Below are 26,620 nucleotides of genomic sequence, written 5' to 3'. Positions count from 1 at the left end.
ATACAAGGTTTTTCGCATTTGCGAAAGGGGAGGCCCGACCCCAAATAATGGTCACTGATTCTTAAACGTCTTGGTGTGAAATGATTCTGTTAACCAAGGCGGAACCTTTGAGGGGCCGGGCGATTTCATGTTCATGACCGATCAGATGTCCAGATTGCGTCCGGTTTTCGCGTGGGCGGCGCTTGGCCTGCTCGTCGCGGCGGGCGCCGCGCAGTCCGCGGCTGCGCTCAGGCAAGCCGATCCGATCTCGCCGCCCGATGCCCAAACGGCGCAGCAGATGTTCGCCGATGCCCCCGACGGCGTCGACCCGATCGTCACCGGCCCGGTCAGCGCCGCCTTCAAGCAGCGCCAGAAGGATGCCAATTGCGACACCGCGGTCTGGCCGAACATTCCGCGCGCTTGTTATCCGGATTGACGCTCTCAATACCGCAAACGTAGCGATCCTTCGCGCCCCCTGTCCTACCGGACATCTCCCCCACTTGAGTCCCACTTGATGGAGTTGGCTGTCGCGTTTGATTTCGCCAATCGCCGACGTTGCCGAAGGAGCGAGGCGCCAAAGCTGCTGATCTCCCCCCAAGTGGGGGAGATGGCCGGCAGGTCAGAGGGGGGCGCTGTCCCGCCGACGGTTCCAACTTTCACTTCAAGCCGATCGCACCGGGTCCAGCGTCACCTTGTAAAGCTCGTTGTCGTCGCGATCCATCAGCCGCACCGTGAGCTGCTCCGTCGCACCCGAAATATCGACCAGCCCGAAGAACTGCAGGCCGGCCGACGGCGGCAGGTTCTGGCCCTGCTCGGCGGTCGGCGCCTTGATGAATTTCAGCTCCGGCCCGAAGGTCATGTCGAGGTCGTTGGGGCCGAAGGTGCCGGCATGGATCGGGCCGGACACGAATTCCCAGAACGGATTGAAATCCTGGAACTGCGCCTTGCCGGGGTTGTAGTAATGCGCCGCCGTGTAGTGCACGTCGGCGGTGAGCCAGACGGTGTTGGTGATGCCGGCAGTCTTGATGAAGCGCAGCACATCGGCGAATTCGAGCTCGCGCCCCTTCGGCTTGCCGTTGTCGTTGTTGCTGACGGCCTCGAAGCCGGCCTTCTTCGCCGCGTCGTCCCAGACGACGAGGCCGAGCGGCATGTCGGCGGCGATGACCTTCCACGTCGCCTTCGAGTTTGCCAGCTCGCGCTTCAGCCACTTGGACTGCTCTTCGCCGATCATGCGCGACTTCGGCGTCAGCGTTTCATCCAGGTTGGCGCCGTTCGGGCCGCGATAGGAGCGCATGTCGAGGAAGAACACGTCGAGCAGCGGCCCATGCGAGATCTTGCGGTAGACGCGGCCCGGCTCCGACGGCTCGTAACGGATGGTGGTCATCTCATGGAAGGCGCGCGCGGCCCTGGCCGCCAGCACATGGATCGACTTTTCCTTGTAGCGGTCGTCCTTGCTGAGGTCCTTCGAGTCCGACCAGTTGTTGAGCACCTCGTGGTCGTCCCATTGGTAGAAGGTCGGGCAGATGGCCGAGAGGGCAAGCACATGCTTGTCCATCATGTTGTATTTCCACTGGTCGCGATATTCGTCCAGCGTCTCGGCGACCTTGCGCTTGCCGTCGAGCATGACAACGTTCTTCCACTTGCCGCCGCCGGGCAGGTCGACCTCGTCCTTCAGCGCGCCGTCGGCATAGATCGTGTCGCCCGAATGCAGGAAGAAGTCCGGCGTGTGCTTGGCGATGGTCGAATAGGTCTTCATGCCGGTCTCGTCGATGCCCCAGCCCTGGCCGGCGGTGTCGCCTGACCAGGCGAAGCGCACGTCGCGCTTCGAGGACGGCGCGGTGCGGAAACGGCCGACGATCGGCTCGGAGACGGCGTTGATGTCGGACAGGTCGGCCGCGATCATGCGGTAGAAGATGTCCTGGTCGGAGGCGAGATCGGTGAGCAGCCGCTTCACCGTGCAGTCGCTGGCCGGCGACGTATCGAGCGGCGCGAGCCTTGTGGCGTTTGCAAAACTTTCGGTGGTCGACACTTCATACATAACGCGCGCGGGCCGGTCGGTGCGCGTCCACACCATGCCGGACGTGGCGTCGACGTCGCCGGACTGCACGCCATGCGTGAAGGCCGGCCGCTGGCTGGCGCGGGAATAATAGGGCAGCGCCAGACCGGAGGCGCCGACAAGGCCGAAGGCGCTGGCCGAGGTGACGAAAGCGCGGCGGGTAAGGGAAAGCTTGTCCATGGCTGTCTCCGGATGGCTTTGAACGGGACCGCCAAGCTCTCGCCTCAATGTTTCAGGCGTGTCTCGGAACCATGAAGTTTTGATAACAGTCGACAGAACTGCTGATCTCCCCCCTTGTGGGGAAGATGGCCGGCAGGCCAGAGGGGGGCGCGAAGGATCGCCAACTTCTCAGGAACGGCCTGTTCGAGCTTCTGGCCGACGGCTTTGATTGGCTGCAATTCAACTGACAAGTCGGCGGGACAGCGCCCCCCTCTGCCCTGCCGGGCATCTCCCCCACAAGGGGTGAGATTGGCAGCTCAAGCCGCCTGCGGCTCCGGCTCGAATGCCGGCTTGGTCGTATTGATCAGCAGCGAGATACAGGCCGCCGCGATGCCCGTCATGCCGGCGATCAGGAAGGCCAGTTCGTAATTGCCCTGCAACTCGCGCATCGTGCCGCCGAAGGCTGCAGCCGCCGCTGCGCCCACTTGGTGGCCGGCGACGATCCAGCCGAACACGATCGGCCCGCTACGGTCGCCGAAGGCTTCGTTGGCGAGCCGGAGCGTCGGCGGCACGGTGGCGATCCAGTCGAGCCCGTAGAGCACGGCGAAGATGATCAGGCTGGTCGCCGAGAAGCCGGAATAAGGCAGATAGATCAGCGACAGGCCGCGCACGGCATAGTAGACGCCGAGCAGCTTGCGCGGATCGAAACGGTCGGTGAGCCAGCCGGACAGGGTGGTGCCGATCAGGTCGAAAATACCCATCATCGACAACAGCCCGGCCGCCTGCACCTCCCCGATGCCCATGTCGCCGCAAAAGGCGATAAGATGCGTGCCGACGAGGCCGTTGGTGGTGAAGCCGCAGACGAAGAAGGTGGCGAAGAGATACCAGAACACCCGTGTGCCGGCGGCGCGGCGCAGCGTGTTCAGCGTATGCGCCAGGAAATTGCCCTGCGATGCGGGCGACACCGGCGGCACGTCGTCGGCATCGGCGCCATAGCGCACCTGACCGATCGAGGCCGGGCGTTCCGGCACCAGCAGAAAGACCAGCGGCACGAGAGCAGCGGTGGCGATCGCGATCGCTATGGCGACTGGCTTCCAACCTCCCGACTGGGCCAGCGAGGCAAGCAGCGGCAAGAACACCAGCAGGCCGGTAGCGCTGGAGGCGGACATCAACCCCATCACCAGGCCGCGATTGGTCTTGAACCAACGGTTGACGATTGTTGCGCCGAGCACGGTCGCGACCGCGCCCGAACCGATGCCTGAAAACACTCCCCAGGTGATCAGCAGATGCCACGGCTTGGTCATCAGCAGGCTGAGCGCGGTGGAGCCCGACATGATCATCAGCGCGGCAAGCAGCGTGCGGCGCAGCCCGATCCGCTCCATCAACGCCGCGGCAAACGGTCCGGTCAGACCATAGAGGAAGATGCCAATCGCGGCAGCCAGCGAGACGATGTCGCGCCGCCAGCCGAAGCTCTCTTCCAGCGGCAGCATCATGACTGACGGCGCTGAACGAAGCCCTGCTGCAATCAAAAGACAAAGAAAGATGACCGCGACAACGACGAAGGCGTAGCGCTGGCCAAACGGACGGGATTGAGCTATCATGTTACTGACCGGTACGTTGCAATGGGATGGCACCATACATACGTACCGGTCAGTAACATTGTCAAGCGAGTCGTCTGCATGCCATCGGACAATAAAATTGAAGCGTCGTTGAACACGGCCCCCGCCCCGAGGGCCGCCGACAAGATTCTCGACGTGGCGCGCGACCTGTTCTACCGCGAGGGCATCAGGGCGATCGGCGTCGACGAGATCGTCAGGCGCGCCGGCGTCACAAAGCCCAGCCTCTATCGCAGTTTCCCGTCCAAGGATGAGCTCGCCGCCTCCTATCTGCGCAAATACGACCTCGAATTCTGGGAACGCTTCGACGAGGCGGTGGACGCACATCCCGGCAATCAGCGCGCCCAGATCATCGCCTTCCTGACCCGCGTCGGCAAACGCACGCAAAAGCCGGACTATCGCGGCTGCGGCATGACCAACGCGGCGGTGGAATATCCTGAGCGTGGTCACCCGGCCCGCATCGTCAGCGAAAACAACAAGCAGGAATTGCGCCGGCGCCTGCGCGCCATGGCCGCCGCGATGGGTGCGGCGGATTCCGACACGCTGGGCGACGGGCTGCTGCTGCTCATCGAGGGCGCCTATATCAGCGGCCAGCTTTTCGGCCATGGCGGACCGGCGGCGTCGGTCGCCCGCAACGCCGACCTCTTGATCGAAGCCAGCTTGAAGAAATAGCGGACGGCGTTACGCTTCCGGCAGCTCGAAACGGAGTTGCCATCGATGCGTGCCCTTCTGATCCCGCTTGCGCTTGCCGGTTTCTGCCAGGCGGCCCAGGCCGGCGACATCTCCAGCGCCTACACCGATCTCGATTCGAAGAAGGACTGCGTGACCTATGCCCAGGCCGCGGAAGGCGACGGCGACTGGGCGAGCCTCGTCTGCTCAGGCTATCGCGGCTACCCGGTGCTGATCGGCTACGACGACGCGCGCGAATCCGTCTATTACGGCTTTCCGTCCGACGACATGACCGCGGTCTGGGAGAGCTTCACTGCCTTCAACGGCTCAGGCCCGAAAGTGGAATGGCGCATCGAGACCAATGGCGACATCGCCATCCCTTTCGCCGCCATCCATCGCCGCTCGGTCAGCAACCCCGAGGACGACAAGGAATCGACCGACGTGCTGGTCGTCGCCAAGGTCGCGCAACCGGAAGAGCATCAGGGCTGCACCGTCGGCCTGGTTTTGGCCACCGGCAACCCACAGGCCAACGATCAGGCGCGCAAGCTGGCGGATGAGAAAGCCAAGACCTTCGTCTGCGGCAAGGACAAGCGCGAAGTGATCGGCGACGTGCCGCCCTTCGGCCGGGTGGATAACTAGTGGCGCTGCACAGGGCTTTTGAAAGTTTGTCTTGGTGTCGATTTTCCGCCGCCCGTGAAAATCAGCGCAAACGCCGGGGATTGGCTGCAGCCGCCCCAACTTCGTCATTCTATGGCGGAGCAAGGAGCGATGCGACGCGGCGCAGACCATAGAATCCATGCCGTTATGCAGGCGCGCCTCTCACGGTGCAGAATTCTGCTCCGCTGCGCTCTTGGATCAAGGTAACGGCATGGATTCCAGGGTCTTCGCGACGGAGCTTCGCTCCTGCTCCGCCCTGGAATGACGATCGCGATGGACGTTTCTGCCAATCTCCAACGCATACCGCCTGCCAACGCAAAACGCAGCCAACCTTTCAAAATCCCTTTGTCGGGAAACCAGCCGCTCTCAACTAACCATTGCGCCAAGTCTGGTTCGGGTTTCCATTCACGGGCCGGCCTAGTAAACCCGTGTTCCGATTGCAGCCGGTCTCGGGAGGTTCCGCTTGTCCAGTTCTGTCAGCGTCACGAATGACAACGGCGTGGCGGTGGTCACCATCGACAATCCGCCGGTCAATGCGCTGAGTTTTCATGTCCGCAAGCCGCTCTATGAGGCGCTTGCCGCGCTACGCGACGATCCTGCCGCCAAGGCGATCGTCATAGCCTGCGCCGGGCGCACTTTCGTCGCCGGCGCAGACATCACCGAATTCGGCAAGCCGGTCCAGCAGCCGGAACTACGCGCCATCATCGCCTTGCTTGAAACGATTCCCAAGCCGACAGTTGCCGCCATCCACGGCACGGCGCTCGGCGGCGGGCTGGAACTGGCGCTCGGCTGCCATTTCCGCATCGCCGATCGCGGCGCCAAGCTCGGCCTGCCCGAAGTAAAACTCGGTCTCTTGCCGGGCGGCGGCGGCACGGTGCGGCTGCCGCGCCTTGTGGGCGCCGCGAAGGCGCTCGCCATGATCGTTTCCGGAACGCCGATTTCGGCCGGCGAGGCGAAGGCGGGGCTTGTCGACGCGGTCGTCGACCGCGATCTGCCGGCGGAGGCCGTTCGTTTCGCCCACGAAATGACTAACCGAGGCGGCCCCTTCGTGCCGGTGCGTGAGCGCAAGGACCGCCTCGCCGAGACCGATCTTGCCACCTTCGACGCCCAGGCCGCTGACCTCGCCAGGAAGGCGCGCGGCCTCGAAGCGCCAATCGCCTGCGCCGAGGCCGTGCGCAACGCCATCACCTTGTCTTTCGACGCAGCGCTTGCCGCCGAACGGCAGCTTTTCCAAAAGCTCGTTGCCGGCGATCAGTCGCGCGCGCAGCGGCATCTGTTCTTCGCCGAGCGCGAGGCGGCGAAGGTGCCCGGCAAGGACCTGCAGAAGCGTCGGCTCGAACGCGTCGGCATAATCGGCGCCGGCACGATGGGCGGCGGCATCGCCATGGCCTTCGCCAATGGCGGCCTGCCGGTGACCTTGCTCGAGACCAGCGATGAGGCGCTGGGGCGCGGGCTGGCGACGATCGAGAAGAACTATGCCGTATCGGTCAGCCGCGGTTCTTTGACGGAGGAGGCCAAGCAGAAGCGCCTCGAACTGTTCAAGGGCAGCACCGACTATGCCGACCTTGCCGATTGCGACCTGATCATCGAGGCCGTGTTCGAGGACATGGTCGTCAAGCAGGAGGTGTTCGGCAAGCTCGATACCATCGCCAGGCCCGGCGCCATCCTCGCCACCAACACCTCCTATCTCGACGTGAACGAAATCGCCGCCTCGACGTCACGGCCGCAAGACGTGCTCGGCATGCATTTCTTTTCGCCGGCTAACATCATGAAGCTCCTGGAGATCGTGCGAGCCGAAAAGACCGCGCCCGAGGTGCTGGCGACGGTCACTGATCTCGCCCGGCGCATCGGCAAGGTCGCGGTCGTCGTCGGCGTCTGCCACGGTTTTGTCGGCAACCGGATGCTGTCCGCGCGCGGGGCGGAGAACGAAGCGCTGCTGCTGGAAGGTGCCACCCCTGCCCAGGTCGACAAGGCATTCACCGATTTCGGCTGGCCGATGGGACCGTTCCAGATGGGCGACCTCGCCGGCCTCGACATCGGCTGGCGCAACCGCAAGGCGCGTGGCCAGACGGCGGTGATTGCTGATACGCTGTGCGAACAGGGTCACTTCGGTCAGAAGACCGGAAGTGGGTGGTACCGCTATGAGAGCGGCGCGCGGGAGCCGGTCGCGGACCCGGATGTGGAGGCACTGATCCGCGCCAAGGCGGCGGAGCTTGGAATTGCCCGGCGTGAGATCGGCGCGGAGGAAATCATCGAGCGCACGCTTTATCCCTTGGTCAACGAAGGTGCGCGGATTCTCGAGGAGGGGGTAGCAGCCCGCGCGTCCGACATCGATGTCGTCTGGGTCAACGGCTACGGCTTTCCCATCGGCAAGGGCGGACCGATGTTCTGGGCCGGGCTTGCGGGCGCGGGCAAGATCGTCGAGCGCCTGGAGTATTGGCACCGGCGGACCGGACGGGCGATTTTCGAGCCGGCGCCGGCGTTGAAAAGGTTTGCCGAGACGGGATCGTGGGAGGGCGCGGGCGGCGCCCCGTAACTTCGTCATTCCAGGGCGAAGCGAAGCGTAGACCCTGGAATCCATGCCGGAACTTCAAGCGAAGAATGCGACGGTGCAGAACAGGCATTGGCGCAGCCGTTGCTGGTTCTGCGCCGTTGAGGAGCGGATCCTCGGGTCTGCGCGCGTCGCTTCGCTCCTTGCCCCGCCCGTGGATGACGAACGCGAAAGCGCAACCAAATTTGACCATGTGGACAAATCTCACCCACCGTTCCATAGTCCCCGGCGTCTGACATTTTTGGAACGGCCGGCTCGACACGGCTGTCGAACAGAGGGGCACTTCATGGAAAACGACCGTAGCAAAACGCAACGCGCCGGCCTGTCGCGGCGCAACCTGCTGGAACTTGGCGCGCTCGGCCTCGCGGCCACCGTGCTGCCCAGCGCGGCCTTCGCCAAGGACAAGAAGCTGAAGGTGGCGGCGATCTTCGCCACGCCGATCGAGGAGCCGTGGGACAACCAGATCCATGTCGCCCTGCAGAAGGCCGAGAAGGAACTGGGCATCGAATACAAATGGTCGGAAAAGGTGCAGACCGCCGACTTCAGCCGCGTCATGCGCGAATATGCGCAAGGTGGCTACCAGCTGGTGCTGGGCGACGCCTTTGCCGCCGAGCGCGAATCACGCCGCACGGCCAAGCAGTTCCCGAAAACCGCATGGCTGTTCGGCTCCGGCGCCGGCCCGGCCGAGCCGAATTTCGGCGTCTTCGACAACTGGATCCATGAGCCGGCCTATCTCTCCGGCATGATCGCCGGAAAGATGTCGAAGTCCGGCACGGTCGGCGCGGTCGCGGCGATGGGCATTCCGGAAGTGAACCGCCTGGTCAACGCCTTCTTCGCCGGAGCCAAGGAGGTCAATCCGAACGTCAAGAAGAAGGTCGCCTTCATCGGCTCCTTCTTCGATCCGCCCAAGGCCAAGGAAGCGGCCGTCGCGCAGATCGACGCCGGCGTCGACGTCATCTATGCCGAGCGCTTCGGCGTCATCGAGGCGGCAGTGGAGAAGAAGATCTACGCCATCTCCAACATGTCCGACCAGTCGAGCCTCGGGCCGGATACGGTGATCACAGGCCCGGTCTGGGACATGTATCCGACGGTCGAGCAGGCGATCAAGCTGGTCAAGGCCGGCGTCTTCACCGCGCAGGACTATGGCGATTTCTCGCGCATGGCCAAGGGCGGCTCGTATCTGGCGCCCTACCACAAGTTCGACAAGACGCTGCCCGCCGAGGTGAAGGAACTGGTCGAGAAGAAAAAGGCCGAGATCCTCGAAGGCAATTTCCGCGTCGACGTCGACGAGAACACGCCGGTTTCGGATTGATGCATTTTTGAGGGTGGCGCGAGGCCCCCCTCTCTGTCCTGCCGGACATCTCCCCCTCAAGGGGGGAGATCGGCAGTTTCGGCGACGGCGCTTTTCCTGCAACGCCGGAGATTGGCGAAAGCCGGCGTGACATCTGATCTCCCCCCTTGAGGGGGAGATGGCCGGCAGGCCAGAGAGGGGGCCTAGCGCTGCCCTTCGCGGTTAGCCGGATCGCAAATCCAGGGAGCACCCTTGTCCGCCCCACTCATCGAAATGCGCGGCATCACCAAGAGCTTCGGCGCCGTCAAGGCGAACGAGGCCGTCGACCTCAGCGTCGCACCCGGCGAAATCCTCGGCCTGCTTGGCGAGAATGGCGCAGGCAAGACGACGCTGATGAACGTGCTGTTCGGCGCCTACGCGCCGGACGCCGGCGAGATCCTGGTCGAAGGACGGCCCGTCGCCATCCACAATTCGGCCGATGCGCTCGCCGCCGGCATCGGCATGGTGCATCAGCATTTCCACCTCGCGCCGCGCCTCACGGTGCTGGAAAACCTGCTGATCGGCATTCCCGGCAAATCCGGCCGCATCGACCGTGCGCGCGGGCTCGCCCGGCTCACCGAAATCAGCCGGCAGTATGGGCTGAGCCTCGATCCGAACCTGCCGGTGTCGGCGCTGTCGGTCGGTGAGCAGCAGCGGCTGGAGATCATCAAGGCGCTGTTTCGCGGCGCGAAGCTTTTGATCCTCGACGAGCCGACTGCCGTGCTGGCGCCAAGCGAAGTAGACGGCCTGTTCGCCGCCCTGCGCTCGATGGCGGCGCAGGGGCTCGGCATCATCTTCATCTCGCATAAGCTGAACGAGGTCCGGGCGCTCACCCATCGCTGCGTCGTGCTGCGCCATGGCAAGGTCGCCGGCCGCGTCGACCACCCGGCAGAAACCACCTCGGCCGAGATGGCCAGACTGATGTGCGGCCACGAAATCGTCCCGCCGGTCAAGGAGGCTTCGACGCCCGGCGCCGCCGTGCTGACGCTCGACGGCATTTCCACCGCCGGCCATGCCGGCACGCCGCTGCGCGACGTCTCGCTGGTCGTCCGGGCGGGCGAGATACTCGGCATCGCCGGCGTCTCCGGCAACGGCCAGCGGGCGCTGGCCGATGTCATCTCCGGCATGCTGCCGCCAAGGGCCGGCACGATGACGATAGCCGGCAAAACGGCGACGCAATTCTCGCCGCGCGAGCTGCAGGCGCTTGGCCTCGGCCGCATCCCGGAAGACCGCATGACCACCGGACTGGTCACCAACCTGCCTCTAGCCGATTCCATGGTTCTGCCGCGGATCGGCACCGAGGCCTTCAGCCGCAAAGGCCTGCTCAACCCGGCGGCGATCCGCGCCTTCGCCGAAGAACAGATCAAGGCCTACGACATACGCTGCCCTGGCCCGATGGTGCGCGCCGGCGCGCTCTCCGGCGGCAACCTGCAGAAGGCGCTTTTGGCACGCGAGCTCGCCTTCGACCCGAAAGTGCTGATCGTCTCGCAGCCGACGCGCGGCCTCGACATCGGCGCCGCCCGCTTCATCCACGAGAAATTCCTCGCGATGCGCGCCAAAGGCTGCGGCATCATCGTCATCGGCGAAGACCTCGAGGAATTGCTGATGCTCTCGGACCGCATCGCGGTGATGTATGAGGGCCGCATCGCCGGCACGCTTATCAGCGCCGATGCCACCGTCACCAGGCTCGGCTTGATGATGACCGGCGCCGGGCAGACCGAGGAGGCGGCCTGATGTTTCGCCTCGAAGCCCGCACCTCGACACCCGCCTGGTTCAATCTGGCGCTGCCGCTGATCGCCATCGCCGCGACGCTCATTCTGTGCAGTGGCCTGATCGCCATCGCCGGCGCCGGCGTGATCGAGGCCTATGGCGTGATGCTGTCGGCCTCGCTCGGCGACAGCTACGCCATCACCGAGACGCTGGTGCGCGCCGCCCCGATGATCTTCACCGGCCTTGCCGTGGCGATCGCCTTCCGCGCCAAATTCTGGAACATCGGCGCCGAGGGGCAGCTGCTCGCCGGCGCGGTGGCGAGCTGCTTTGTCGGCGCGATCCCGATGCCGGGCACCCTCGCCATGCTGTTGATGGCGATTGTAGGCGCCGCCGCCGGCGCGCTCGTGGCGCTGGTGCCGGCGACGTTGCGCATCAAATTCAAAGTCGACGACGTGGTGAGCTCGCTGCTGCTAAACTCGGTCATCTATTACGCGCTGATGGCGCTGATCGAAGGCCCGTGGAAGGACACCTTTTCCGGCTACCCGATCTCGCCACCGATCGAGGATTCCGCCAACTTCCCGGTGCTGATCGAAGGCACGCGGCTGCATCTCGGCGTCGTCGTGGCGCTGATCGCAGCACCGCTTTGCTGGTTCCTGATCGCCCGCACCACGCTCGGCTTTAGGATCCGCGTCACCGGCGAGAATCCGGAAGCGGCGCGCTATGGCGGCATCAACGTCCAGCGCGTGCTGCTCTCGACCGCCCTGCTCTCCGGCGCGCTGGCAGGCCTGGCCGGCGTCGGCGAGGTTGGCGGCGTGCATTTCCAGGTGATGAGCGACATCTCGCCGGGCTATGGCTATTCCGGCATCGTCGTCGCCATGCTCGCCAGGCTCAACCCGCTCGGCGTGGTGCCGGCGGCGATCTTCCTGGCCGCCGTCATGACCGGCGCCGAGGCGATGTCGCGCGCGACCGGCGTGCCGGCTTTCCTGAGCGACGTCATCCAGGGCACGGCGCTGCTTGCCATGCTGGTGGCGCTGCTCTTCACCGCCTACCGCATCCGCCGCGTGGGAGCGCAGACATGAGCGCGGTGTTCGAGCAGATTTTCCAGGTCGGCTTCCTCGCCGCCATCATCCGCATCGCCACGCCGCTCGCTTTCGCCACACTCGGCGAAATGTTTTCCGAACGCGCCGGCGTGCTCAATCTCGGCATCGAAGGCATCATGCTGCTCTCGGCCATGGCCGGTTTCACCGCCGCCAGCCTCAGCGGCAGCCTGTGGCTGGGCGTGCTGGTGGCCGTGCTGGTCGGCGCGCTGATGGGCGCCCTGCACGCGCTGTTCACCGTCGCGCTGGGCCTCAGCCAACATGTCTGCGGCATCGGCGTGACCTTGTTCTCATCCGGTCTCGCCTATTTCCTCTATCGGTTGATCTTCGGCCAGCAATCGGTGCCGCCCAGCATCGACGGCTTCAAGCTGGCGCCGATCCCGCTGCTCTCGGACATACCGGTGATCGGCCCTGCCGTGTTCAACCAGTTCACGCTGGTCTATATGGCGATCATCGCCGTTCCGCTCGCCGCCTTCGTGCTCTACCGCACGCCATGGGGGCTCGCGGTACGCATGGTCGGCGAAAACCCACGCGCGGCGGATTCGGCCGGCGTCAGCGTCATCGCCACGCGCTTCCAAGCGGTGATCCTCGGCGGCGCGCTGATGGGGCTTGCCGGCGCCTTCCTCACCATGGCGCAATTCAATGCCTTCACCTTCGGCGTCGTCTCCGGCCGCGGCTGGGTGGCGATCGCGCTGGTCGTGTTCGGTCGCTGGGACCCGTGGCGCTCGGCAGGGGCTGCGCTGCTCTTCGCCTTCGTCGACGCGCTGCAATTGAGGATGCAGGCGAGCGGTCTCGGCCACATCCCCTACGAAGCCTTCCTGATGCTGCCCTTCATCTTCACCATCGTTGCCATGGCCTTCATGTCGCGCAACGCAGTGGCACCCTCGGCGCTGCTGAAGCCGTTCAGAAGGGAAGAGCGGTAGGCGCGGATTTCCTCACCCCCGCAAAGCGGGGGAGAGGTTGCCGCGAAGCGGCCGGAGAGAGGGCTGCGCCGACGGTTGCTCTTTCGGCGCCGCGTTTGCCCCAAATTCTCAGCCGGTTCACGCAGGGCGTCCCCTCTCCGTCTCGGCTTCGCCGAGCTACCTTTCCCCACTTTCGTGGGGCTAGGAAAAGCCTCAGATCGCCGTGAACGCGTTGTCGACAAACAGATGCGCGCCGTTGACGAAGCTGGACTCGTCGCTGGCCAAAAACAGCGCCGCCTTCGCCACCTCTTCCGGCTCGCCGATGCGGCCCTGTTGCGCGGCCATGGCGGCATCGGAGACATCGACGCCGAGCTTGCCGAGATCCGCCACCTCGCGCAGACCATGCGGCGTGCGGATGAAGCCGGGGCAGACGGCGTTGCAGCGGATGTTGCGGTCGCGGAACTCCACCGCGATGGCGCGGGCGAACATGTGGCAGGCGCCTTTTGTGGTGTCGTAGAGCACCTCGTTCGGCGTCGCCGCCACCGCCGAGATTGAGGAAGTGCAGACGATCGAGCCGCCGCCGGCGGCGATCATGCCGGGCAGCACCGCGCGCGTCATCAGGAACATCGAGCGGACATTGACGGCATGCAGCCAGTCCCATTCCTGCAGCGTCGTCTCCAGGAAGGGCTTTATCACGATCGTGCCGGCATGGTTGAACAGCACCGTGACCGGACCGAGCTCATCCGTCGCCGCTTTCACCGCCGCCTCGACCTGCGCCTCATCCGAAACATCGGCCACGAAATGCTCCGCCACATGGCCCCGCGCCCGGATCGCCGCCACGGTCTTGCCGGCCGCCTCGCCATTGCGGTCGACGATCGCCACCTTGGCGCCTTCGGCGGCGAACAGCTCGGAAGCCGCCCCGCCCATCCCCGTCGCGCCGCCCGAAACGATGGCGACCTTGCCCGCCAGCCTTCCACCCATTTTTGTCTCCCTGGATTCCGTGAGTGTTTTAGATGCTATCGCGTCGCGCGGGGAATGGCCAAGCGCTCAAAGGAGGCCGTTTTGCCACTGAAAGTCCGTGGTTCCAGGCATTTGTCGGGCAGCCCATGCTCCGCTTGCTCGCTGGATCTTCCACTCTGGAGGAGCACGAATTACCCTGGATTGCACCATCCCTGAGAACATTCTCCCAAAAATCCTTGAAAAATAGCAATCGACAAAGTCTACTAGCTTTATAGATTAAGCGCTGAGACGGAGGCCGATATGTCCTATATCCAGAACGCTCAGACCGCCCGCAAGGGCCAAAGGCTGACCGCCGACCAGAGCTGGAGGCCCGCCTATGGCGGTACCTTCGCCTATCTCGTCTTCGCGCTTGCATTCGTGTTCACCGGCGCGGTGGTGCTGGGGTTGATCCCCTGATTTCAAGGCGGGCCGAGACCCGCCGTCAAAACAATCTGAGTTGCGTAACCGGAGTGGAAAGCTGGCCGAGCGCCGGGGCGCTGTCGCGCGCCTGCGTCCTCGGATTTGGTTCAAAAGGCTTTGGAGCGGGGCAAGCCGACGTGATGGAGGAGATGGCAATGCCGATCGAGTTCACGCATGTTCCCGGTAAGGCTGCCAATGGCGGCTTCTTCTATGATTTCGCCGAGACGGCGACCAAACTGTCGCTGATCGAGGATGCCGGTTTCCGCAGGCTGGTGGTGGACGATCCGGCCGGCCTGCTCACCAATATGGACATCGCCGCGCAGACGCTCGACCGCACCGGTTCGCTGGAGGTGGTGTTGACGCATTGGGCCGGCGTGATCGAGCCGACGGTGGCGGCAAGGCAGCTTGCCGCGCTCGACCGCAGAGGCGGCGGACGCCTGTCGCTTCGCATGCTGAGCGAGCCGCTGGAAGACAGCGATGCCGAGGCGCGACCGGTTGGCCACAGCGTGGTTTGGCAGCGCATCGACGAATATCTGGTGCTGCTGAAGCGCCTGTGGTCGAACGACAGGCCCTTCGACCATGAAGGCGCCTTCTACAGCGTCAGGGGCGGCTTCGTGCCGCGCAAGGGCCCGCTTGGCGCCGATCTCGTGATCCGGCTCGGCGGCCAATCGGGCACCGCGCTGAAGGTGGCCGGCAAGCATGCCGATGTCTTCGAGCTGGCCGCCGGCTCGCCGGACGAGGTGCGGCAATTGGTCGAGCGTGCGCGCGGCGCCGCGGCGGAACATGGCCGCGCCGGCAGGTTGCGCTTCGCGCTGCCGGTCCGCATCCACGCGGACGGCTGGAGCGGAACCCCGGATCACAAGGCGGTCGAGATCGCCGGGCCGCCGGCGCGGATTGCCCTGGCGCTTTTGCCCTATGCGGCGCTCGGCATCGAGGAATTCATGATCAGCGGCATCGACCGTCCGGGCGAGATCGCCCGCATTGGGCGCGAGACGATCACGCTGCTCGCGAATTCGCTGGCGCGCCGCGAGGCGGAAATTCCGCAACCGGGTGCGTTTGCCTCATCCCGCTTTGCGGAACACCGTATAGGCTGAGTCACGGCGTGCCGGAGTACTCCAGCCCGTCCATCACGTAATCCGCGAACAGGAAATCGCGGATGCCGGCGATCCGGCCGTCCTTCCAATCGATGAGGATGAAGTAGCGCGGCGGTCCGTCCGGACGCTCCGGGCTGGTGACCAGGATGGCGGGCCGGCCTTCGACAAGGCCGGTCGCGAAATGCCAATGCGTTTCGTCGGCATAGCGGCCGAAATAATTGCCGACATATTCCTTGCCGTCCGCGCGCAGCCGATTGACCAGCTCCAGCTTGACGTCCTCGGCCAAAAGGCCGCGCAGCGTATCGAAATCCCTGGCGTTGAAGGCAGCGACATAGTCGCCCAAGCGGCGCACGTCCTGCCGGTCGAGCGCCGGACGGGGCGGCGCCATGCGCGGCGCGGCCGCCAGCTTGCGCAAGCTTTCGCGCCCGCGCTGCAGCGCGCCCTTGATCGCCATGTCGGATGTTTCGAGGATTTCGCCGATCTCTTCCAGGCTGTGGCCGAGCACATCCTTCAGCACGACCGCGCACCGTTGCGCCGGCGGCAGCTGCATCAGCTCGGCCAGGCTCGCCTCGGCGGCGATGCGCGCGTCCAGCGCCGAATTCTCGTCGGCGATCGTGTCGAGCTCGACCTCGCTTTCGCGGCCCCGCAAGCGGGCGCGCTTGCGCAGGAAATCGAGCGCCGCGTTGTGCGCGATGCGAAACAGCCAGGGTTCGATCCTATCGGGCATGTCGCCATTCCTGATCGCAACGAAGCCTTTGGCCAAAGCCTCCTGGACGATGTCCTCGCCATCGATGACCGATCCGACCATGCGTGACGCGTAGCGGTGCAGCCTGGCTCTCAGCGAAGCGGCCTCGCGCTCGAAGGCGCGGAGCCGGGACTCGGTCGCCGCAACGGACTGATCCTGCGAACCGGTCACGCAACCTCCTAGTTTTCTACGCCACCCGTATGGGAATAGGTCGTGTGGCCCATTATGCTCTCGCCCGCGGCCAGCTCAACGATGCTCTTCATGTAGTCGGCGAAGTGGGGATCGGCGCGGAAGGCCGCGATGTCCTCGGCCGAGCGCCATTGCGAGATGTTGGCGACCTTGCTGCCGTCGCCGCCGACGACCACGGATGACGACAAAGAGCCCGGCTGCTTGCTGAAGAAGTTCCGCGTGCCTTCGGCGAGCGTCCTGGCGAGTTCCTGCTGCTTGCCCGGCTTGGCGGTGAAGACGTTGATCAAGGTCAGTGTGTTCGACATGGCTCGGCTCCGTTTGTCCTGAGGGCGGAGGCCGTCGCGGCTCTCGCACCTGTTACGACCCTCAAGACGAAGGCGGAACCGCAAACGGAACGGTGGGGCGAGAAATTTTCGATGAGACCGCGAAACCTTCAGCGCACGGCGTCCGCGAGTTGCCGCAACGCGACAATGACCGCCTCCGAGTCCGCCAGCGCGCCGAAGATCCCGTCCTCGACCGTCACCATGTGCAGCGCCGCTTCGTGCGCATACTGGTCGCCGCTGGCGCAGGCGTCCGAAACCGTCAGGCACTGGAAATTGCGGTCGCAGGCCTCGCGCAATGTGGTGTGCACGCAGACATCCGTCGTGCAGCCGGTGAAAAGCAGGTGCGTTATGTCCCGCGCGCGCAGCACCATCTCCAGATCCGTATAGGTGAAGGCGCTGTTGCAGGTCTTGTCGATGATGACGTCCTGCGGCGCCACGTCGACATCGGCGGCGATCTGGAAGCCCGGGCCCGAGCGCAGCAGGACATCAGTGCCGTCGAGGCCGGCCCGCTTGCGGCGCCATTTCTCGTAAGGCGTCATGTCGGCCATGTCGGCGCGGTAGCCTTGCCTTGTGTGGATGATGGTCATGCCTGCGGCGCGCGCCGCGGCTATCAGCCGGTTGACCGCCGGCAGGATGGCTCGCAGCGGCGACGGATCGTAGCCTTTCCTGGCGAAATAGCCGGTCGGCGACAGGAAATCCTCCTGCAGGTCGATGACCAGCAGCGCCGCATGCTGCGGCGCAAGCCTGCCGTCATAGGGAAAGTCGAACGGTATCGCCTTGATCATCGGTCACCTGCTTTGTCGTTGTCTGCGCATCGTGCCCGCCAGCCGACCTGCGGTCCAGTCCGCAGCGTACCCAGGTGGCATCGGCGCATCGTAGATTGTTGATCGGCACAGCCATCTTTATAGTTGACTCGGAAATTCATGTTTCATAGTCAACTGCCATGGCTCGCCCTGTGCCTATCTCAATGGCGGCCACCGCATAGCGATGATGAAGCGAGGACGAGCCTTGTCCCGGAACGGTCTTTTCGCGGCGCTGGCCGTGTCCCTCACTCTTTCCACCGGCATCGCCAAGGCGCAGGAACAGCCGCCGGTGGTACCCGCCGTGCAGGCTCCGGCCGAACCGCCTTCGCGAGCAACGGCCGCCCCAGCTCCGCAGGCACCGCCGGTGCAGGCGCTCGCCACCGCGCCGGCTGATCTGGCCATCCAGCCGGCTGCGAGCGGCGTCGCCGGCCAGGAGCCTTCGCTGTCGCTGCCGCATGACCTGTCGCCCTGGGGCATGTTCATGAATGCCGACATCGTGGTGAAGGCGGTCATGGTCGGGCTGGCTTTCGCCTCTCTCGTTACCTGGACGATCGCGCTTGCCAAGTCGCTGGAGGTTTTAGGCGGCAAGCTGAGGGCCCGCCGCGCCGCCGATGCGATCGGCAATGCCGCGACGCTGATGCAGGCCCGCCGCGAACTCGGCCATAACGGCGGTCCGGGCGCGCTTCTGGTGCGGGCGGCGGAAGAGGAACGGGCGCTATCGGCCGGCGCGCTCGACCACGTTTCCGGCGACGGCCTGAAGGAACGCGTCGCTTCCAGGCTCTCGCGCATCGAGGCGACGGCGGCGCGGCTCATGTCGCGCGGCACCGGCCTGCTCGCCACCATCGGCTCGACGGCGCCCTTTGTCGGCCTGTTCGGCACCGTCTGGGGCATCATGAACGCCTTCATCGGCATCTCCCAGGCGCAGACCACCAACCTCGCCGTCGTGGCGCCAGGTATCGCCGAGGCGCTGCTTGCGACCGCCATGGGGCTGGTGGCGGCCATTCCTGCGGTCGTCATCTACAACATCTTCGCCCGCTCGATAGCCGGCTACAAACAGATCCTCGCCGACGCCTCAGCCGGCGTCGAGCGGCTGGTCAGCCGCGACCTCGATTTCCGCACGGTGCCGCCGGCAGCGGCGATGGCGGCGGAGTAGCGGCGATGGCGGCGCGCATTCGCGAGACCTCCGGCGACGATCTTGAGGAAAGCCACGACATCAACGTCACGCCATTCATCGACGTGATCCTGGTGCTTCTGATCATCTTCATGGTCGCGGCACCCCTCGCCACCGTCGATGTCAATGTCGACCTGCCCGGGTCGACGGCGACGCCGGCGCCGCGGCCCGAGACACCTTTGTTCCTGACGCTGAAAAGCGATCTGACGCTGGCGATCGGCAATGACAGCGTGCCACGTCCGGCCTTCGCCGGGATGCTCGACAGCCGCACCAAGGGCGACAAGCAGACGCGCATCTTCCTGCGCGCCGACAAGACGGTCGGCTATGGAGACCTGATGGAAGTGATGAACCTGCTGCGGAGCGCAGGCTATCTGAAGGTGGCGCTGGTCGGCCTGGAAACCACGGGCAGCGCCGGCGGGCAGTCTTCGCCAGGAACTCCCGCGGCCGGCGCGAATCCAGCTCCGCCACCCGCCGGGAACCGAGCGCCATGACGGCCGCCGCCCTTTCCCGCCAGCCGCGCTTCGGCCCGCGTGACGCCGGCCTGTGGACGAGTGCCGCCGCGATCATTCTGGCCGCGCATGTGGCGGTTGCCTATGCGGTGCAGAATCTGAGTTTCGCCGAAATGCAGGATGGCGGCCCGCCGCCGGCGCTGGCGGTCGAGATGGCACCGCTGATGACCGCGCCCGCCGTGCCGGAGGAGGCAGCGATGCTGGACACCGTGACACCGGAGCCGCCCGATGCGGCGGAGGAGACGGAAAAGCCCGTCGACACGAAGCCGGTGACCGATCCGGCGCCGGTGGCGGAGCAGGCAGAGCCGGTCACCGAACAGCCACTCGACGACACGCAGGAGGCTGAACAGGTCGCGCCGGTGCATCAGACCATCGCGGCGCTGAGCGAGCAGCAGCCACTGGATGAATTCGTGCCGGATCCTGTCGAGGCGATCGCGCCCGATTTCGCCATTCCGCTACCGCAGCCGAAACCTGTGGAAGCCGAGGTCAAGGCGCAGAAGCCGGTCGAAGCCAGGAAGAAGGTCGAGAAGAAGCCGGTCGAAAAGCCGAAGGAACGGGTGAAAAAGGAAAAGGCGACGACGCCCAAGGCGACGACCATCGCCAGCATCGACGCCAAGGCGGCGACGAAGGCAGCGGCGCCCAAATCGTCTGCAACGCAGGGGGTATCTGGTGACTCCAAGCAATGGGACGCAAAGCTCAGAGCCTGGCTCAATCGACATAAGCGATACCCAACCGCAGCAAAGGCGCGCCGGGCTGAAGGGAATGTCTTGGTGACCTTCACTGTCGATGCGTCAGGGCGAGTCCTTTCTGCACGGCTAGCCCGGTCGTCCGGTGATGCCGATCTAGACCGAGCGGGGCTTGCTATTGTTCAAGGAGCAACTGTGCCTGCCCCACCGCCGGAACTGGGTGCACGCCTGAGCCGCACGGCTCCCTTCTTCTTCAGCGTGCGGGACTAGGCCCGCGCACCGGATGGTGGTACGCGGCTAAACCGTTCAACTTTGCCGCTGCACCCTGCCGCCGAAATCAGATGACGATACTAACCCGCCGCACTCTTCTCAAAACCGCAGCTGTCGCCGGTCTCGCCGGAACCGGTGCCGCAGCCTTCGGCAGATTGACGGGCTTCGCCGCAACCCCGCCCGAACTGCTGATCCTGAAGACCGCCAGCATCGAGGCGCGGCTGATGGACGGTGCGCCGACGCAGAATGTTCTGACCTATGGTGAGGCAGGCCCGCCGCCGGTCGTCAGGATGCGGAAAGGCGAACCGTTTGCCGCGCGGCTGATCAACGGCATCGATGATCCGACGACCATCCACTGGCACGGTATCCGCGTTCCCAACAAGATGGACGGCGTGCCGTTCCTGATCCAGCCCTATGTCTATCAGGGCGACCATTTCGACTATGCCTTCACCCCGCCCGACGCCGGCACCTTCTGGTACCACCCGCATTGCAACACGCTGATCCAGATGGGTCACGGGTTGACCGGCGTGATTGTGGTCGAGAACCTGAAGGACCCGGCCTTCGACGCCGAAATGGTGATCAACCTGCGCGACTGGCGGCTCGGCGACGATGGCCAGTTCATCGAGGCGTTCCGGCCGCGCGACGCCGCAAAGGCCGGCACCTTCGGCACGGTGCGCACCGCCAATTGGCTCGAACAGCCGCAATTCGATGCGCCGGCCGGCGGACTGGTGCGGCTGCGCGCCGCCATCACCGACGTCACCCGTATCTACGCCTTCCGCGTCGACGGCGCCGAGGCAACGGTGATCGCGCTCGACGGCAACCCGGTGCCGCAGCGGTTTACGCCGGACGCCTTGCAGATTGGACCCGGCCAGCGGCTGGAGCTTGCCATCCGTATGCCCGACGAGGAAGGCGCGATCGTCAGCCTGCGCGACGTCCGGGGCACCAAGCCGAAAATCGTGGCGACGCTGCGTTCCGTCGGCAAATCGCTCAAGCACGATCTGCGCGATCTCGGCCCGCTGGAAGTCAATCCGGTGGCGGAGGTGGACCTTTCCAGCGCCAGGCGCATTCCGCTGGCGCTGAGCGCCACGGCGGAAAACGTTTCGGCCGACAGCATCTGCGGTTCGCTCGGTTACAGTTTCTGGGCGATCAACAAGGTGCCGTGGCCGGGCGACACGCCCGACCCGACGGCGCCGCTCGCCGAACTGAAGCTCGGCAAGAGCTACATCATCGACATGGAGAACCTGACGCCGCACGCGCACCCGATCCATTTGCACGGCATGAGCTTCAAGGTGCTGTCGTCCTCGACCAGGCCAGTGCAGCCGCTCGTCTCCGACACCTATCTCATCCAGCCCGACGAGAAGGTGCAGCTGGGATTCGTCGCCGACAATCCCGGCGACTGGCTGCTGCATTGCCACATCATCGAGCATCAGAAGACAGGCATGACGAGCTATTTTCGGGTGGTGTGACGGCATCTCGTTTTTGTGAGGTGGGTTGACCGCGCCGCCTGATTGCCTAGGTAGCCAACTGGGCAGGCGGGCGGCACGCAACTCCAACCGACGGCATGACATCCTTGCGTATTCGAAAACTTGCCTTTGTTGCGGCAGGCATCTCCATCCTGTCGTCCTGCGTCATCCCGGACGATACATCCAGCATCGCCAAGGTCGACCCCACCACGGCCGCCGCCCGCAAGGAGATGGTCGGTCTCAGCGAGGCCGACGTCCGTATGTGCGCCGGCTTTCCGACCGCGACGGCCGATACGGGACCATCCGGCCAGATTTGGACCTATCAACGCACCGTGCAGCGCGGCAACCTCAGCATCGCGGTGCCGACCATGGCCGTGGGCGCGATTCCCGCGGTCGGCGGGTCAGTCAATGTCGCCCCCGGCGGCTACTGCAACACGCAGATCCGCATGGTCGGCGGCCATGTCGCCGAGGTCTCCTATGCCGGCGACAACAATCTGCCGAACAGCGTCGATGCGCTCTGCGTCAGCACGGTGGACGCCTGTGTGGCCTATGCGCGCCAACGCAATCACAAGGCGAGGGCAGTTTCCAGGTGAGTGGAGCGAGGCCGGTCCGAGACTCCGCTTGTGGGCTTCCGACGTCCAACTCGCCGAACATTGCGCGACGGGCGTCTCGAGGCAAAGCTGGAGCACTTCGGCCTCGACGCGGGAAGGGATTTTGACCGGTCGGCTCTGTTTGAATTGGCAGGTCGCATGCCATGGAGATTGGCCGAAACGACCATCGCGATCGTCATTCCAGGGCGGAGCAGCGGCGAAGCGGCGTCGCGTAGACCCTGGAATCCATGCCGTTACCTTCGCCAAGGCGTGCAACGGAACGGAATGGATTCCATGGTCTGCGCCGCGTCGCTTCGCTCGTTGCTCCGCCATAGAATGACGAGGTTCGGGCGGCTTCAACCGATCCCCGGCGCTTGCGCCGATTTCGCGGAAATCAATGGGATGGCGCACAGCCGGAAGGCGGCCCTGGGCATCCCGGCGCGTTACATCATCTAACGCTCATATGTGCGACCGAAAATCAAAGTGATCTCGGTCGCCGCAAATCGCCCCCAATCAGGACGTTCTTCCGGCCTTATTCTGGAAAGGTTGGAGAGGCCGATGAAATTACCCATTCTTGCCCTTGCCGGGACCATGCTGGCGGTGATGCCGGCGGTGGAGGCGGCGCCGATCATCGGCGTGCCGGCTGAAAATAGCCTGGTGCGGGAGGCGCATGTCACATGCGCCTATCTGACCGAGGACGGATACTGCGTTCGGCCGCACAACAAGCACCAATACTGGCGGAAACACTATTACCAGCCCGCTTATCGCACCTATGAGCCGCAGCCACGGGACGAGTATGACTGGCGCTATCAACGTCCGCGGCCGATTATCCGGGTCGTTCCAAACTACCCCCCGCGGGACGAAGATAATTGGGATGACTGGGACGATTGAGGCGCCTTGAGGCCGAGACCCTGCCAAGCGTCTCTTAGCCTCTAGTGGCCGGCATTCGGCGCCCGAGCAGCGCCTTTGCCGGCCTATCCACGAAGAGCCGAGGCTGTTCCTTCTACCGCTTCAGCGCGATGCTGATGCCGCTGAGATCGGCATTGACCTGCAGGCCGACCTGCCTGCCGGTGAGCTCGAGTTGAGCGCCCTTGTCATTGGTCATGACGATCACCTGGGCGCCCTTGCCGAGGGCCCCGCCGCCGCCGGCAGCGCCGTAGACGCCCGTCACGTCGCTTGCGCGGCGGATATGGCGCACCCTGCCCTGGAAATAGGTCTTGGAGGCCCCGAAAGCGAGGCCGCCCGAGACGCCGCCGACCGAGATCGGATAACGTTTGCCATGGAAGGTCAGCGTGCCTTCACCGCCGGAGCCGCCGATGAAGAAGGCCGCCTTGTAGACGGAAAAGCGGATCGTGCCGCTGTCGGCGTGCGCGGCGCTGGCAATGGTCACGCCCGCGGCGGCGATTGCCGCAACCGCGACGGAACGGAACCTGGACGAAATCTGCATGATGGAACTCCTCAAGGATCGCCGCTTGCCCAACCGGCCGCGCACGTTGGCTTCAAATGTATAGCTGAACCGAATTGCCCCGCCATTGGTTCCAGCCACGCGGCCCGAAATCCGGCGGTCACGAAATGGCGAGCAAGGAGGCAGAAGGCGACGTGAAAAGCACCGGCGGTGCTGGCTGGTGGAGCTGAGGGGGATCGAACCCCTGACCTCATCATTGCGAACGATGCGCTCTCCCAGCTGAGCTACAGCCCCGTTCCAGCGGATCGGCTTGTATCGGTCGCGGCCGTTTGATGTCAAGGCGAAAGACCGGGCCGGCCACAAGCGCCGTGGCCGGGGGCCTTGCCCACTCGCCAAGCCCGCGGGCCTTGCCCGCACGGCAAGCCCGCGGGCCTTGCCCGCACGCTTAGCAATGGCTACATGTCGGCGACAATTTGGAGACCGGCATGATCGCCCTTATTCAGACCATCGTCATGGCGCTTGATATCTACTGGTGGATCATTATCGCCTCGGCGATCTTTTCCTGGCTCTACGCCTTCAACGTCGTCAATTCGCGCAACCAGTTCGTCGGCAGCGTCGGCAACATGCTCTATCGGCTGACCGAGCCGGCCCTGCGCCCCATCCGCCGCTTCATGCCCGATCTTGGCGGCATCGACATTTCGCCGATCATCCTGCTGCTGATCCTTTTCTTCATCCGCCAGTTCCTGGTCACCACGGTTTGGTCCTGGGTCGTGGCCGGCGGCTGATGAGCACGCCGTTTCGGCTGCGCGACAACGGCATCGACCTCTTCGTGCGGCTGACGCCGAAAGCGGCGCTTGACCGGATCGACGGCATCGAGACCGCCGCCGACGGGCGCAGTCACCTCAAAGCCCGCGTGCGCGCCGTGCCGGAAAACGGCGCCGCCAATCAAGCGCTGGAGCGGATGATGGCCAAGGCGCTGGGTGTGCGGGTGTCGGCCGTTTCCGTAGTCGCCGGCGGTACATCGCGGCTAAAGACGCTGCGGGTTGTGGCGGATGCGGCTGAGTTGGTGGAGCGACTTGAGACGCTCAGCAAATAACGCTGGCGACGCCCCCTCATCCGGCCGTTACGCGGCCACCTTCTCCCCGGCGGGGAGAAGAGCTTGGCGCCGGCGCCGACCTGCTCCTCTCCCCTTGGGGAGAGGTCGCATTGCCCCGCATTGCTCTTCGCAATTCGGTCGGCAATCCGGGTGAGGGTGAGTCTTCAAAACCACTCAATCCCCCAGCGGCAGCTTCGGATCGTCCACCTTCAGCGTGTTCACGCTCTGCTTGATGCGCCGCAGATTCTCCAGCACTTTCGGTCCGCGCGATTCCGCCACCGTGGTGGCGATCATGTCGACGATCGCCAGGAGCGCGTAGCGCGACGAGGTCGGCTTGTAGATGTTGCCGTCCTCGACCGACTGCAAAAGGATCACCGTGCCGGCGACCTTGGCCAGGGCCGAGTCCGGCGCGGTGATGGCGACGGTGGCAGCGCCATATTGCTGTGCCACCTCGACCGCCTCGATCACCGAGCGCGCATAGCCCGAGACGGAGAAGGCGAGCAGCGTCGTCTCCGGGGTCGCGACGGCGGCATACATGCGCTGCAGCTGGCCGTCGGTCTGGGCGAGCGCCGAGAGGCCCAACCGGAACAGCCGGTTCTGCATCTCCGTCGCCATCATCGAGGAAATGCCGCCGGAGCCGATGCAGAGCACGTTGCCGGAACTTGCAATCCGGGCGGCAACATCCATCAGCGTCGTCATATCGAGGTTTTCGCTGGCGCGCTGGATGGCGGCAATCGCCGCCTCGGTGATGGCCGAGGCGATGCGCTGCTCGCGCGCGTCGCGGCTGAGCGGCTCCGGCGACAGATACTGGCCGCCGATGGCGATGGCCTGCGCTAGGTAGAACTTGAAATCGCGAAGCCCCTCGCAGCCGAGATTGCGGCAGAAGCGGGTAACGGTCGGCTCGCTGACGGCGACGCGCGCGGCGATCTCCGAGATGGCCGCCTTCGACGCGAAATCAAGGTCGGAAAGCACCAACCCCGCCAGCCGTCGGTCCGATTTGGTGCCGTCCTGCGACATCAGTTGCAGGCGGGTGATGATGTCGGCCGGGCTCTTCATCATCTTCTCACAGCGGCAGGCCGGTTGCCTTGTCAAAAAGGTGGATGTTGCGCGGGTCGACACGCACCGGCAGCCGGTCGCCCGGCTTCACCTGCAGCCGGTCGCGGAACACAGCGCGTACCGTGTCGTCGCCGACCGAACCGTAGACATGCGTTTCCGAACCGGTCGGCTCGACGACATCGACCTTGATGGCGATAGCATCATCGCCGGCGCCGACCATGAAATGCTCTGGGCGGATACCGGCTTCAACCGTGTCGCCGCCGGAAGCCGCGTTGCCCGAGAGCGCCAGGCGGCCGCCGCCGCTGGTCTCGAACCAAGACTGAGCTCCGGCCGTCTTCAGCGCGCCAGAGACAAAGCTCATCGACGGCGAGCCGATGAAGCCGGCGACGAATTTGTTGGCAGGCCGGTCGTAAAGCTCCAGCGGCTGGCCGACCTGCTGGATGCGGCCGCGGTCCATCACCACGATGCGGTCGGCCATGGTCATGGCCTCAATCTGGTCGTGGGTGACGTAGACGATCGTCGATTTCAGCCGCTGGTGCAGCGCCTTGATCTCGGTGCGCATCTGCACGCGCAGTTGCGCGTCGAGATTGGAGAGCGGCTCGTCGAACAGGAACACCGAAGGCTCGCGCACGATGGCGCGGCCCATGGCGACACGCTGGCGCTGGCCACCCGAAAGCTGCCGCGGATAGCGGTCGAGATAGGAGAAGAGGTTGAGCACGCTGGAAGCCTTCTTCACCTTGTCGTCGATCGCGGCGCGGTTCTCGCCGCGGATTTTTGGGCCAAAGCCGATATTTTCCGAGGCCTTCAGATGCGGAAACAGCGCGTAGGACTGGAACACCATGGCGATATTGCGCTTCTGCGGCGGCAGGTCGTTGGCGCGCGTGCCGCCAATGACGAGATCGCCGGCGGTGATCGTTTCCAGCCCCGCCAGCATACGCAAAAGCGTGGACTTGCCGCAGCCGGACGGCCCGACCAGCACGACGAACTCGCCGGTTTTGATGTCGAGGTTGATGTCTTCGAGGATCTTGTGCTGGCCAAAGGACTTCGACAGGTTGCGGAACTGGACGTCGGTCAT

Annotated in this window: 27 protein-coding genes and 1 tRNA gene; 18 read left to right on the top strand and 10 right to left on the bottom strand. The window is 64.9% G+C overall.

The window, feature by feature from the left end; all coding sequences use genetic code 11:
• Positions 1-133: 133 nt before the first annotated feature.
• The gene (locus EJ072_RS16110) at positions 134-415 is read left to right on the top strand and encodes a hypothetical protein (protein WP_126083653.1); all 282 of its coding nucleotides are present in this window, start codon (positions 134-136) and stop codon (positions 413-415) included.
• Between the two features lie 225 nt (positions 416-640).
• On the opposite strand, the gene EJ072_RS16100 is transcribed toward EJ072_RS16110, so the two are convergent.
• On the bottom strand, positions 641-2,215 hold the full coding sequence (locus tag EJ072_RS16100) for an alkaline phosphatase (protein WP_126080548.1): 1,575 nt from the start codon (positions 2,213-2,215) through the stop codon (positions 641-643).
• A gap of 296 nt (positions 2,216-2,511) precedes the next feature.
• Positions 2,512-3,795 carry an MFS transporter gene (locus EJ072_RS16095; protein WP_126080547.1) on the bottom strand — a complete coding sequence of 428 codons (1,284 nt, stop codon included), beginning with the start codon at positions 3,793-3,795 and terminating at the stop codon, positions 2,512-2,514.
• 78 nt (positions 3,796-3,873) lie between these two features.
• Here EJ072_RS16095 and EJ072_RS16090 point away from each other — a divergent pair, with 78 nt between their 5' ends.
• The 7 genes from EJ072_RS16090 (at position 3,874) to EJ072_RS16055 (ending at position 12,747) form a co-directional block, all read left to right on the top strand.
• The gene (locus EJ072_RS16090; RefSeq protein ID WP_126080546.1) at positions 3,874-4,482 is read left to right on the top strand and encodes a TetR/AcrR family transcriptional regulator; all 609 of its coding nucleotides are present in this window, start codon (positions 3,874-3,876) and stop codon (positions 4,480-4,482) included.
• Positions 4,483-4,527: 45 nt separating this feature from the next.
• Positions 4,528-5,118: a hypothetical protein gene (locus EJ072_RS16085; RefSeq protein WP_126080545.1), complete on the top strand. Its 591-nt coding sequence runs from the start codon at positions 4,528-4,530 to the stop codon at positions 5,116-5,118.
• Between the two features lie 481 nt (positions 5,119-5,599).
• Positions 5,600-7,672, top strand: coding sequence for a 3-hydroxyacyl-CoA dehydrogenase NAD-binding domain-containing protein (locus EJ072_RS16080; RefSeq protein ID WP_126080544.1), 2,073 nt, complete (start codon positions 5,600-5,602; stop codon positions 7,670-7,672).
• Positions 7,673-7,973: 301 nt separating this feature from the next.
• Positions 7,974-8,999 (top strand): BMP family protein, encoded by a 1,026-nt coding sequence (locus tag EJ072_RS16075; RefSeq protein WP_126080543.1) that lies wholly within the window; start codon positions 7,974-7,976, stop codon positions 8,997-8,999.
• Positions 9,000-9,230: 231 nt separating this feature from the next.
• Positions 9,231-10,751: an ABC transporter ATP-binding protein gene (locus tag EJ072_RS16065; protein ID WP_126080542.1), complete on the top strand. Its 1,521-nt coding sequence runs from the start codon at positions 9,231-9,233 to the stop codon at positions 10,749-10,751.
• Complete coding sequence (locus tag EJ072_RS16060; RefSeq protein WP_126080541.1) at positions 10,751-11,806, top strand: ABC transporter permease; 1,056 nt, start codon at positions 10,751-10,753, stop codon at positions 11,804-11,806. Before EJ072_RS16065 ends, EJ072_RS16060 begins: the two co-directional genes overlap by 1 nt.
• Positions 11,803-12,747, top strand: a complete 945-nt coding sequence (locus EJ072_RS16055) for an ABC transporter permease (RefSeq protein ID WP_126080540.1) — start codon at positions 11,803-11,805, stop codon at positions 12,745-12,747. The genes EJ072_RS16060 and EJ072_RS16055 overlap by 4 nt, the downstream gene beginning before the upstream one ends.
• Positions 12,748-12,939: 192 nt before the next feature.
• On the opposite strand, the gene EJ072_RS16050 is transcribed toward EJ072_RS16055, so the two are convergent.
• On the bottom strand, positions 12,940-13,707 hold the full coding sequence (locus tag EJ072_RS16050; RefSeq protein WP_126080539.1) for an SDR family oxidoreductase: 768 nt from the start codon (positions 13,705-13,707) through the stop codon (positions 12,940-12,942).
• 279 nt (positions 13,708-13,986) lie between these two features.
• Here EJ072_RS16050 and EJ072_RS16045 point away from each other — a divergent pair, with 279 nt between their 5' ends.
• Both EJ072_RS16045 and EJ072_RS16040 read left to right on the top strand, forming a co-directional pair.
• Positions 13,987-14,142, top strand: a complete 156-nt coding sequence (locus tag EJ072_RS16045; RefSeq protein ID WP_095816548.1) for a hypothetical protein — start codon at positions 13,987-13,989, stop codon at positions 14,140-14,142.
• A gap of 158 nt (positions 14,143-14,300) precedes the next feature.
• Positions 14,301-15,239, top strand: a complete 939-nt coding sequence (locus EJ072_RS16040) for an LLM class flavin-dependent oxidoreductase (protein ID WP_126080538.1) — start codon at positions 14,301-14,303, stop codon at positions 15,237-15,239.
• Position 15,240: 1 nt separating this feature from the next.
• On the opposite strand, the gene EJ072_RS16035 is transcribed toward EJ072_RS16040, so the two are convergent.
• The 3 genes from EJ072_RS16035 to EJ072_RS16025 all read right to left on the bottom strand — a co-directional run bounded on the left by EJ072_RS16035 (position 15,241) and on the right by EJ072_RS16025 (position 17,281).
• A complete protein-coding gene (locus EJ072_RS16035; protein WP_126080537.1) occupies positions 15,241-16,155 on the bottom strand; it encodes a sigma-70 family RNA polymerase sigma factor in 915 nt (304 codons plus the stop codon).
• An 8-nt stretch (positions 16,156-16,163) separates the two neighbouring features.
• Positions 16,164-16,478 carry an antibiotic biosynthesis monooxygenase family protein gene (locus EJ072_RS16030; RefSeq protein ID WP_126080536.1) on the bottom strand — a complete coding sequence of 105 codons (315 nt, stop codon included), beginning with the start codon at positions 16,476-16,478 and terminating at the stop codon, positions 16,164-16,166.
• A 128-nt stretch (positions 16,479-16,606) separates the two neighbouring features.
• The gene (locus EJ072_RS16025) at positions 16,607-17,281 is read right to left on the bottom strand and encodes an isochorismatase family cysteine hydrolase (protein WP_126080535.1); all 675 of its coding nucleotides are present in this window, start codon (positions 17,279-17,281) and stop codon (positions 16,607-16,609) included.
• Between the two features lie 223 nt (positions 17,282-17,504).
• On the opposite strand from EJ072_RS16025, the gene exbB reads away from it, so the two are divergent.
• The 6 genes from exbB to EJ072_RS15995 all read left to right on the top strand — a co-directional run bounded on the left by exbB (position 17,505) and on the right by EJ072_RS15995 (position 22,879).
• Positions 17,505-18,452, top strand: a complete 948-nt coding sequence (gene exbB / locus EJ072_RS16020) for a tonB-system energizer ExbB (RefSeq protein WP_126080534.1) — start codon at positions 17,505-17,507, stop codon at positions 18,450-18,452.
• A 5-nt stretch (positions 18,453-18,457) separates the two neighbouring features.
• On the top strand, positions 18,458-18,961 hold the full coding sequence (gene exbD, locus EJ072_RS16015) for a TonB system transport protein ExbD (RefSeq protein ID WP_126080533.1): 504 nt from the start codon (positions 18,458-18,460) through the stop codon (positions 18,959-18,961).
• A complete protein-coding gene (locus tag EJ072_RS16010; RefSeq protein ID WP_126080532.1) occupies positions 18,958-19,935 on the top strand; it encodes an energy transducer TonB in 978 nt (325 codons plus the stop codon). Before exbD ends, EJ072_RS16010 begins: the two co-directional genes overlap by 4 nt.
• Positions 19,936-20,006: 71 nt before the next feature.
• A complete protein-coding gene (locus EJ072_RS16005) occupies positions 20,007-21,401 on the top strand; it encodes a multicopper oxidase family protein (RefSeq protein ID WP_126080531.1) in 1,395 nt (464 codons plus the stop codon).
• A 104-nt stretch (positions 21,402-21,505) separates the two neighbouring features.
• Complete coding sequence (locus EJ072_RS16000) at positions 21,506-21,991, top strand: hypothetical protein (RefSeq protein ID WP_245463414.1); 486 nt, start codon at positions 21,506-21,508, stop codon at positions 21,989-21,991.
• 555 nt (positions 21,992-22,546) lie between these two features.
• Positions 22,547-22,879 carry a hypothetical protein gene (locus tag EJ072_RS15995; protein WP_126080529.1) on the top strand — a complete coding sequence of 111 codons (333 nt, stop codon included), beginning with the start codon at positions 22,547-22,549 and terminating at the stop codon, positions 22,877-22,879.
• 112 nt (positions 22,880-22,991) lie between these two features.
• Here EJ072_RS15995 and EJ072_RS15990 read toward each other — a convergent pair whose 3' ends face one another.
• Positions 22,992-23,435 carry a hypothetical protein gene (locus tag EJ072_RS15990; RefSeq protein WP_126080528.1) on the bottom strand — a complete coding sequence of 148 codons (444 nt, stop codon included), beginning with the start codon at positions 23,433-23,435 and terminating at the stop codon, positions 22,992-22,994.
• Between the two features lie 176 nt (positions 23,436-23,611).
• Positions 23,612-23,687: transfer RNA gene (locus tag EJ072_RS15985), tRNA-Ala, on the bottom strand.
• A gap of 191 nt (positions 23,688-23,878) precedes the next feature.
• Here EJ072_RS15985 and EJ072_RS15980 point away from each other — a divergent pair.
• A complete protein-coding gene (locus EJ072_RS15980) occupies positions 23,879-24,178 on the top strand; it encodes a YggT family protein (protein ID WP_042645595.1) in 300 nt (99 codons plus the stop codon).
• Positions 24,178-24,489 (top strand): DUF167 family protein, encoded by a 312-nt coding sequence (locus tag EJ072_RS15975; protein ID WP_126080527.1) that lies wholly within the window; start codon positions 24,178-24,180, stop codon positions 24,487-24,489. Before EJ072_RS15980 ends, EJ072_RS15975 begins: the two co-directional genes overlap by 1 nt.
• Positions 24,490-24,663: 174 nt before the next feature.
• Here the strand turns inward: EJ072_RS15975 and EJ072_RS15970 are convergent, their stop codons facing one another.
• Positions 24,664-25,545: a MurR/RpiR family transcriptional regulator gene (locus EJ072_RS15970; RefSeq protein WP_042645590.1), complete on the bottom strand. Its 882-nt coding sequence runs from the start codon at positions 25,543-25,545 to the stop codon at positions 24,664-24,666.
• A 7-nt stretch (positions 25,546-25,552) separates the two neighbouring features.
• On the bottom strand, positions 25,553-26,620 hold the full coding sequence (gene ugpC, locus EJ072_RS15965; protein ID WP_126080526.1) for a sn-glycerol-3-phosphate ABC transporter ATP-binding protein UgpC: 1,068 nt from the start codon (positions 26,618-26,620) through the stop codon (positions 25,553-25,555).

This window comes from Mesorhizobium sp. M2A.F.Ca.ET.046.03.2.1 (assembly GCF_003952425.1).
GTDB lineage: Bacteria > Pseudomonadota > Alphaproteobacteria > Rhizobiales > Rhizobiaceae > Mesorhizobium.
Note: the sequence above shows the minus strand (reverse complement) of the source record. Positions and strands in the feature narration are given on the sequence as shown.

Bases quoted from the DNA above. Each gene is read 5' to 3' on its own strand.
- EJ072_RS16005 (WP_126080531.1), top strand. From the start codon at position 20,007: ATGACGATACTAACCCGCCGCACTCTTCTCAAAACCGCAGCTGTCGCC.
- EJ072_RS15980 (WP_042645595.1), top strand. From the start codon at position 23,879: ATGATCGCCCTTATTCAGACCATCGTCATGGCGCTTGATATCTACTGG.
- EJ072_RS15995 (WP_126080529.1), top strand. From the start codon at position 22,547: ATGAAATTACCCATTCTTGCCCTTGCCGGGACCATGCTGGCGGTGATG.
- EJ072_RS15990 (WP_126080528.1), bottom strand. From the start codon at position 23,435: ATGCAGATTTCGTCCAGGTTCCGTTCCGTCGCGGTTGCGGCAATCGCC.
- EJ072_RS16045 (WP_095816548.1), top strand. From the start codon at position 13,987: ATGTCCTATATCCAGAACGCTCAGACCGCCCGCAAGGGCCAAAGGCTG.
- EJ072_RS16090 (WP_126080546.1), top strand. From the start codon at position 3,874: ATGCCATCGGACAATAAAATTGAAGCGTCGTTGAACACGGCCCCCGCC.
- EJ072_RS16030 (WP_126080536.1), bottom strand. From the start codon at position 16,478: ATGTCGAACACACTGACCTTGATCAACGTCTTCACCGCCAAGCCGGGC.
- EJ072_RS16025 (WP_126080535.1), bottom strand. From the start codon at position 17,281: ATGATCAAGGCGATACCGTTCGACTTTCCCTATGACGGCAGGCTTGCG.
- ugpC (WP_126080526.1), bottom strand. From the start codon at position 26,620: ATGACCGACGTCCAGTTCCGCAACCTGTCGAAGTCCTTTGGCCAGCAC.
- EJ072_RS15975 (WP_126080527.1), top strand. From the start codon at position 24,178: ATGAGCACGCCGTTTCGGCTGCGCGACAACGGCATCGACCTCTTCGTG.
- EJ072_RS16010 (WP_126080532.1), top strand. From the start codon at position 18,958: ATGACGGCCGCCGCCCTTTCCCGCCAGCCGCGCTTCGGCCCGCGTGAC.
- EJ072_RS16085 (WP_126080545.1), top strand. From the start codon at position 4,528: ATGCGTGCCCTTCTGATCCCGCTTGCGCTTGCCGGTTTCTGCCAGGCG.
- EJ072_RS16100 (WP_126080548.1), bottom strand. From the start codon at position 2,215: ATGGACAAGCTTTCCCTTACCCGCCGCGCTTTCGTCACCTCGGCCAGC.
- EJ072_RS16055 (WP_126080540.1), top strand. From the start codon at position 11,803: ATGAGCGCGGTGTTCGAGCAGATTTTCCAGGTCGGCTTCCTCGCCGCC.
- EJ072_RS16040 (WP_126080538.1), top strand. From the start codon at position 14,301: ATGCCGATCGAGTTCACGCATGTTCCCGGTAAGGCTGCCAATGGCGGC.
- EJ072_RS16050 (WP_126080539.1), bottom strand. From the start codon at position 13,707: ATGGGTGGAAGGCTGGCGGGCAAGGTCGCCATCGTTTCGGGCGGCGCG.
- exbD (WP_126080533.1), top strand. From the start codon at position 18,458: ATGGCGGCGCGCATTCGCGAGACCTCCGGCGACGATCTTGAGGAAAGC.
- EJ072_RS15970 (WP_042645590.1), bottom strand. From the start codon at position 25,545: ATGAAGAGCCCGGCCGACATCATCACCCGCCTGCAACTGATGTCGCAG.
- EJ072_RS16110 (WP_126083653.1), top strand. From the start codon at position 134: ATGACCGATCAGATGTCCAGATTGCGTCCGGTTTTCGCGTGGGCGGCG.
- EJ072_RS16095 (WP_126080547.1), bottom strand. From the start codon at position 3,795: ATGATAGCTCAATCCCGTCCGTTTGGCCAGCGCTACGCCTTCGTCGTT.
- EJ072_RS16060 (WP_126080541.1), top strand. From the start codon at position 10,751: ATGTTTCGCCTCGAAGCCCGCACCTCGACACCCGCCTGGTTCAATCTG.
- EJ072_RS16075 (WP_126080543.1), top strand. From the start codon at position 7,974: ATGGAAAACGACCGTAGCAAAACGCAACGCGCCGGCCTGTCGCGGCGC.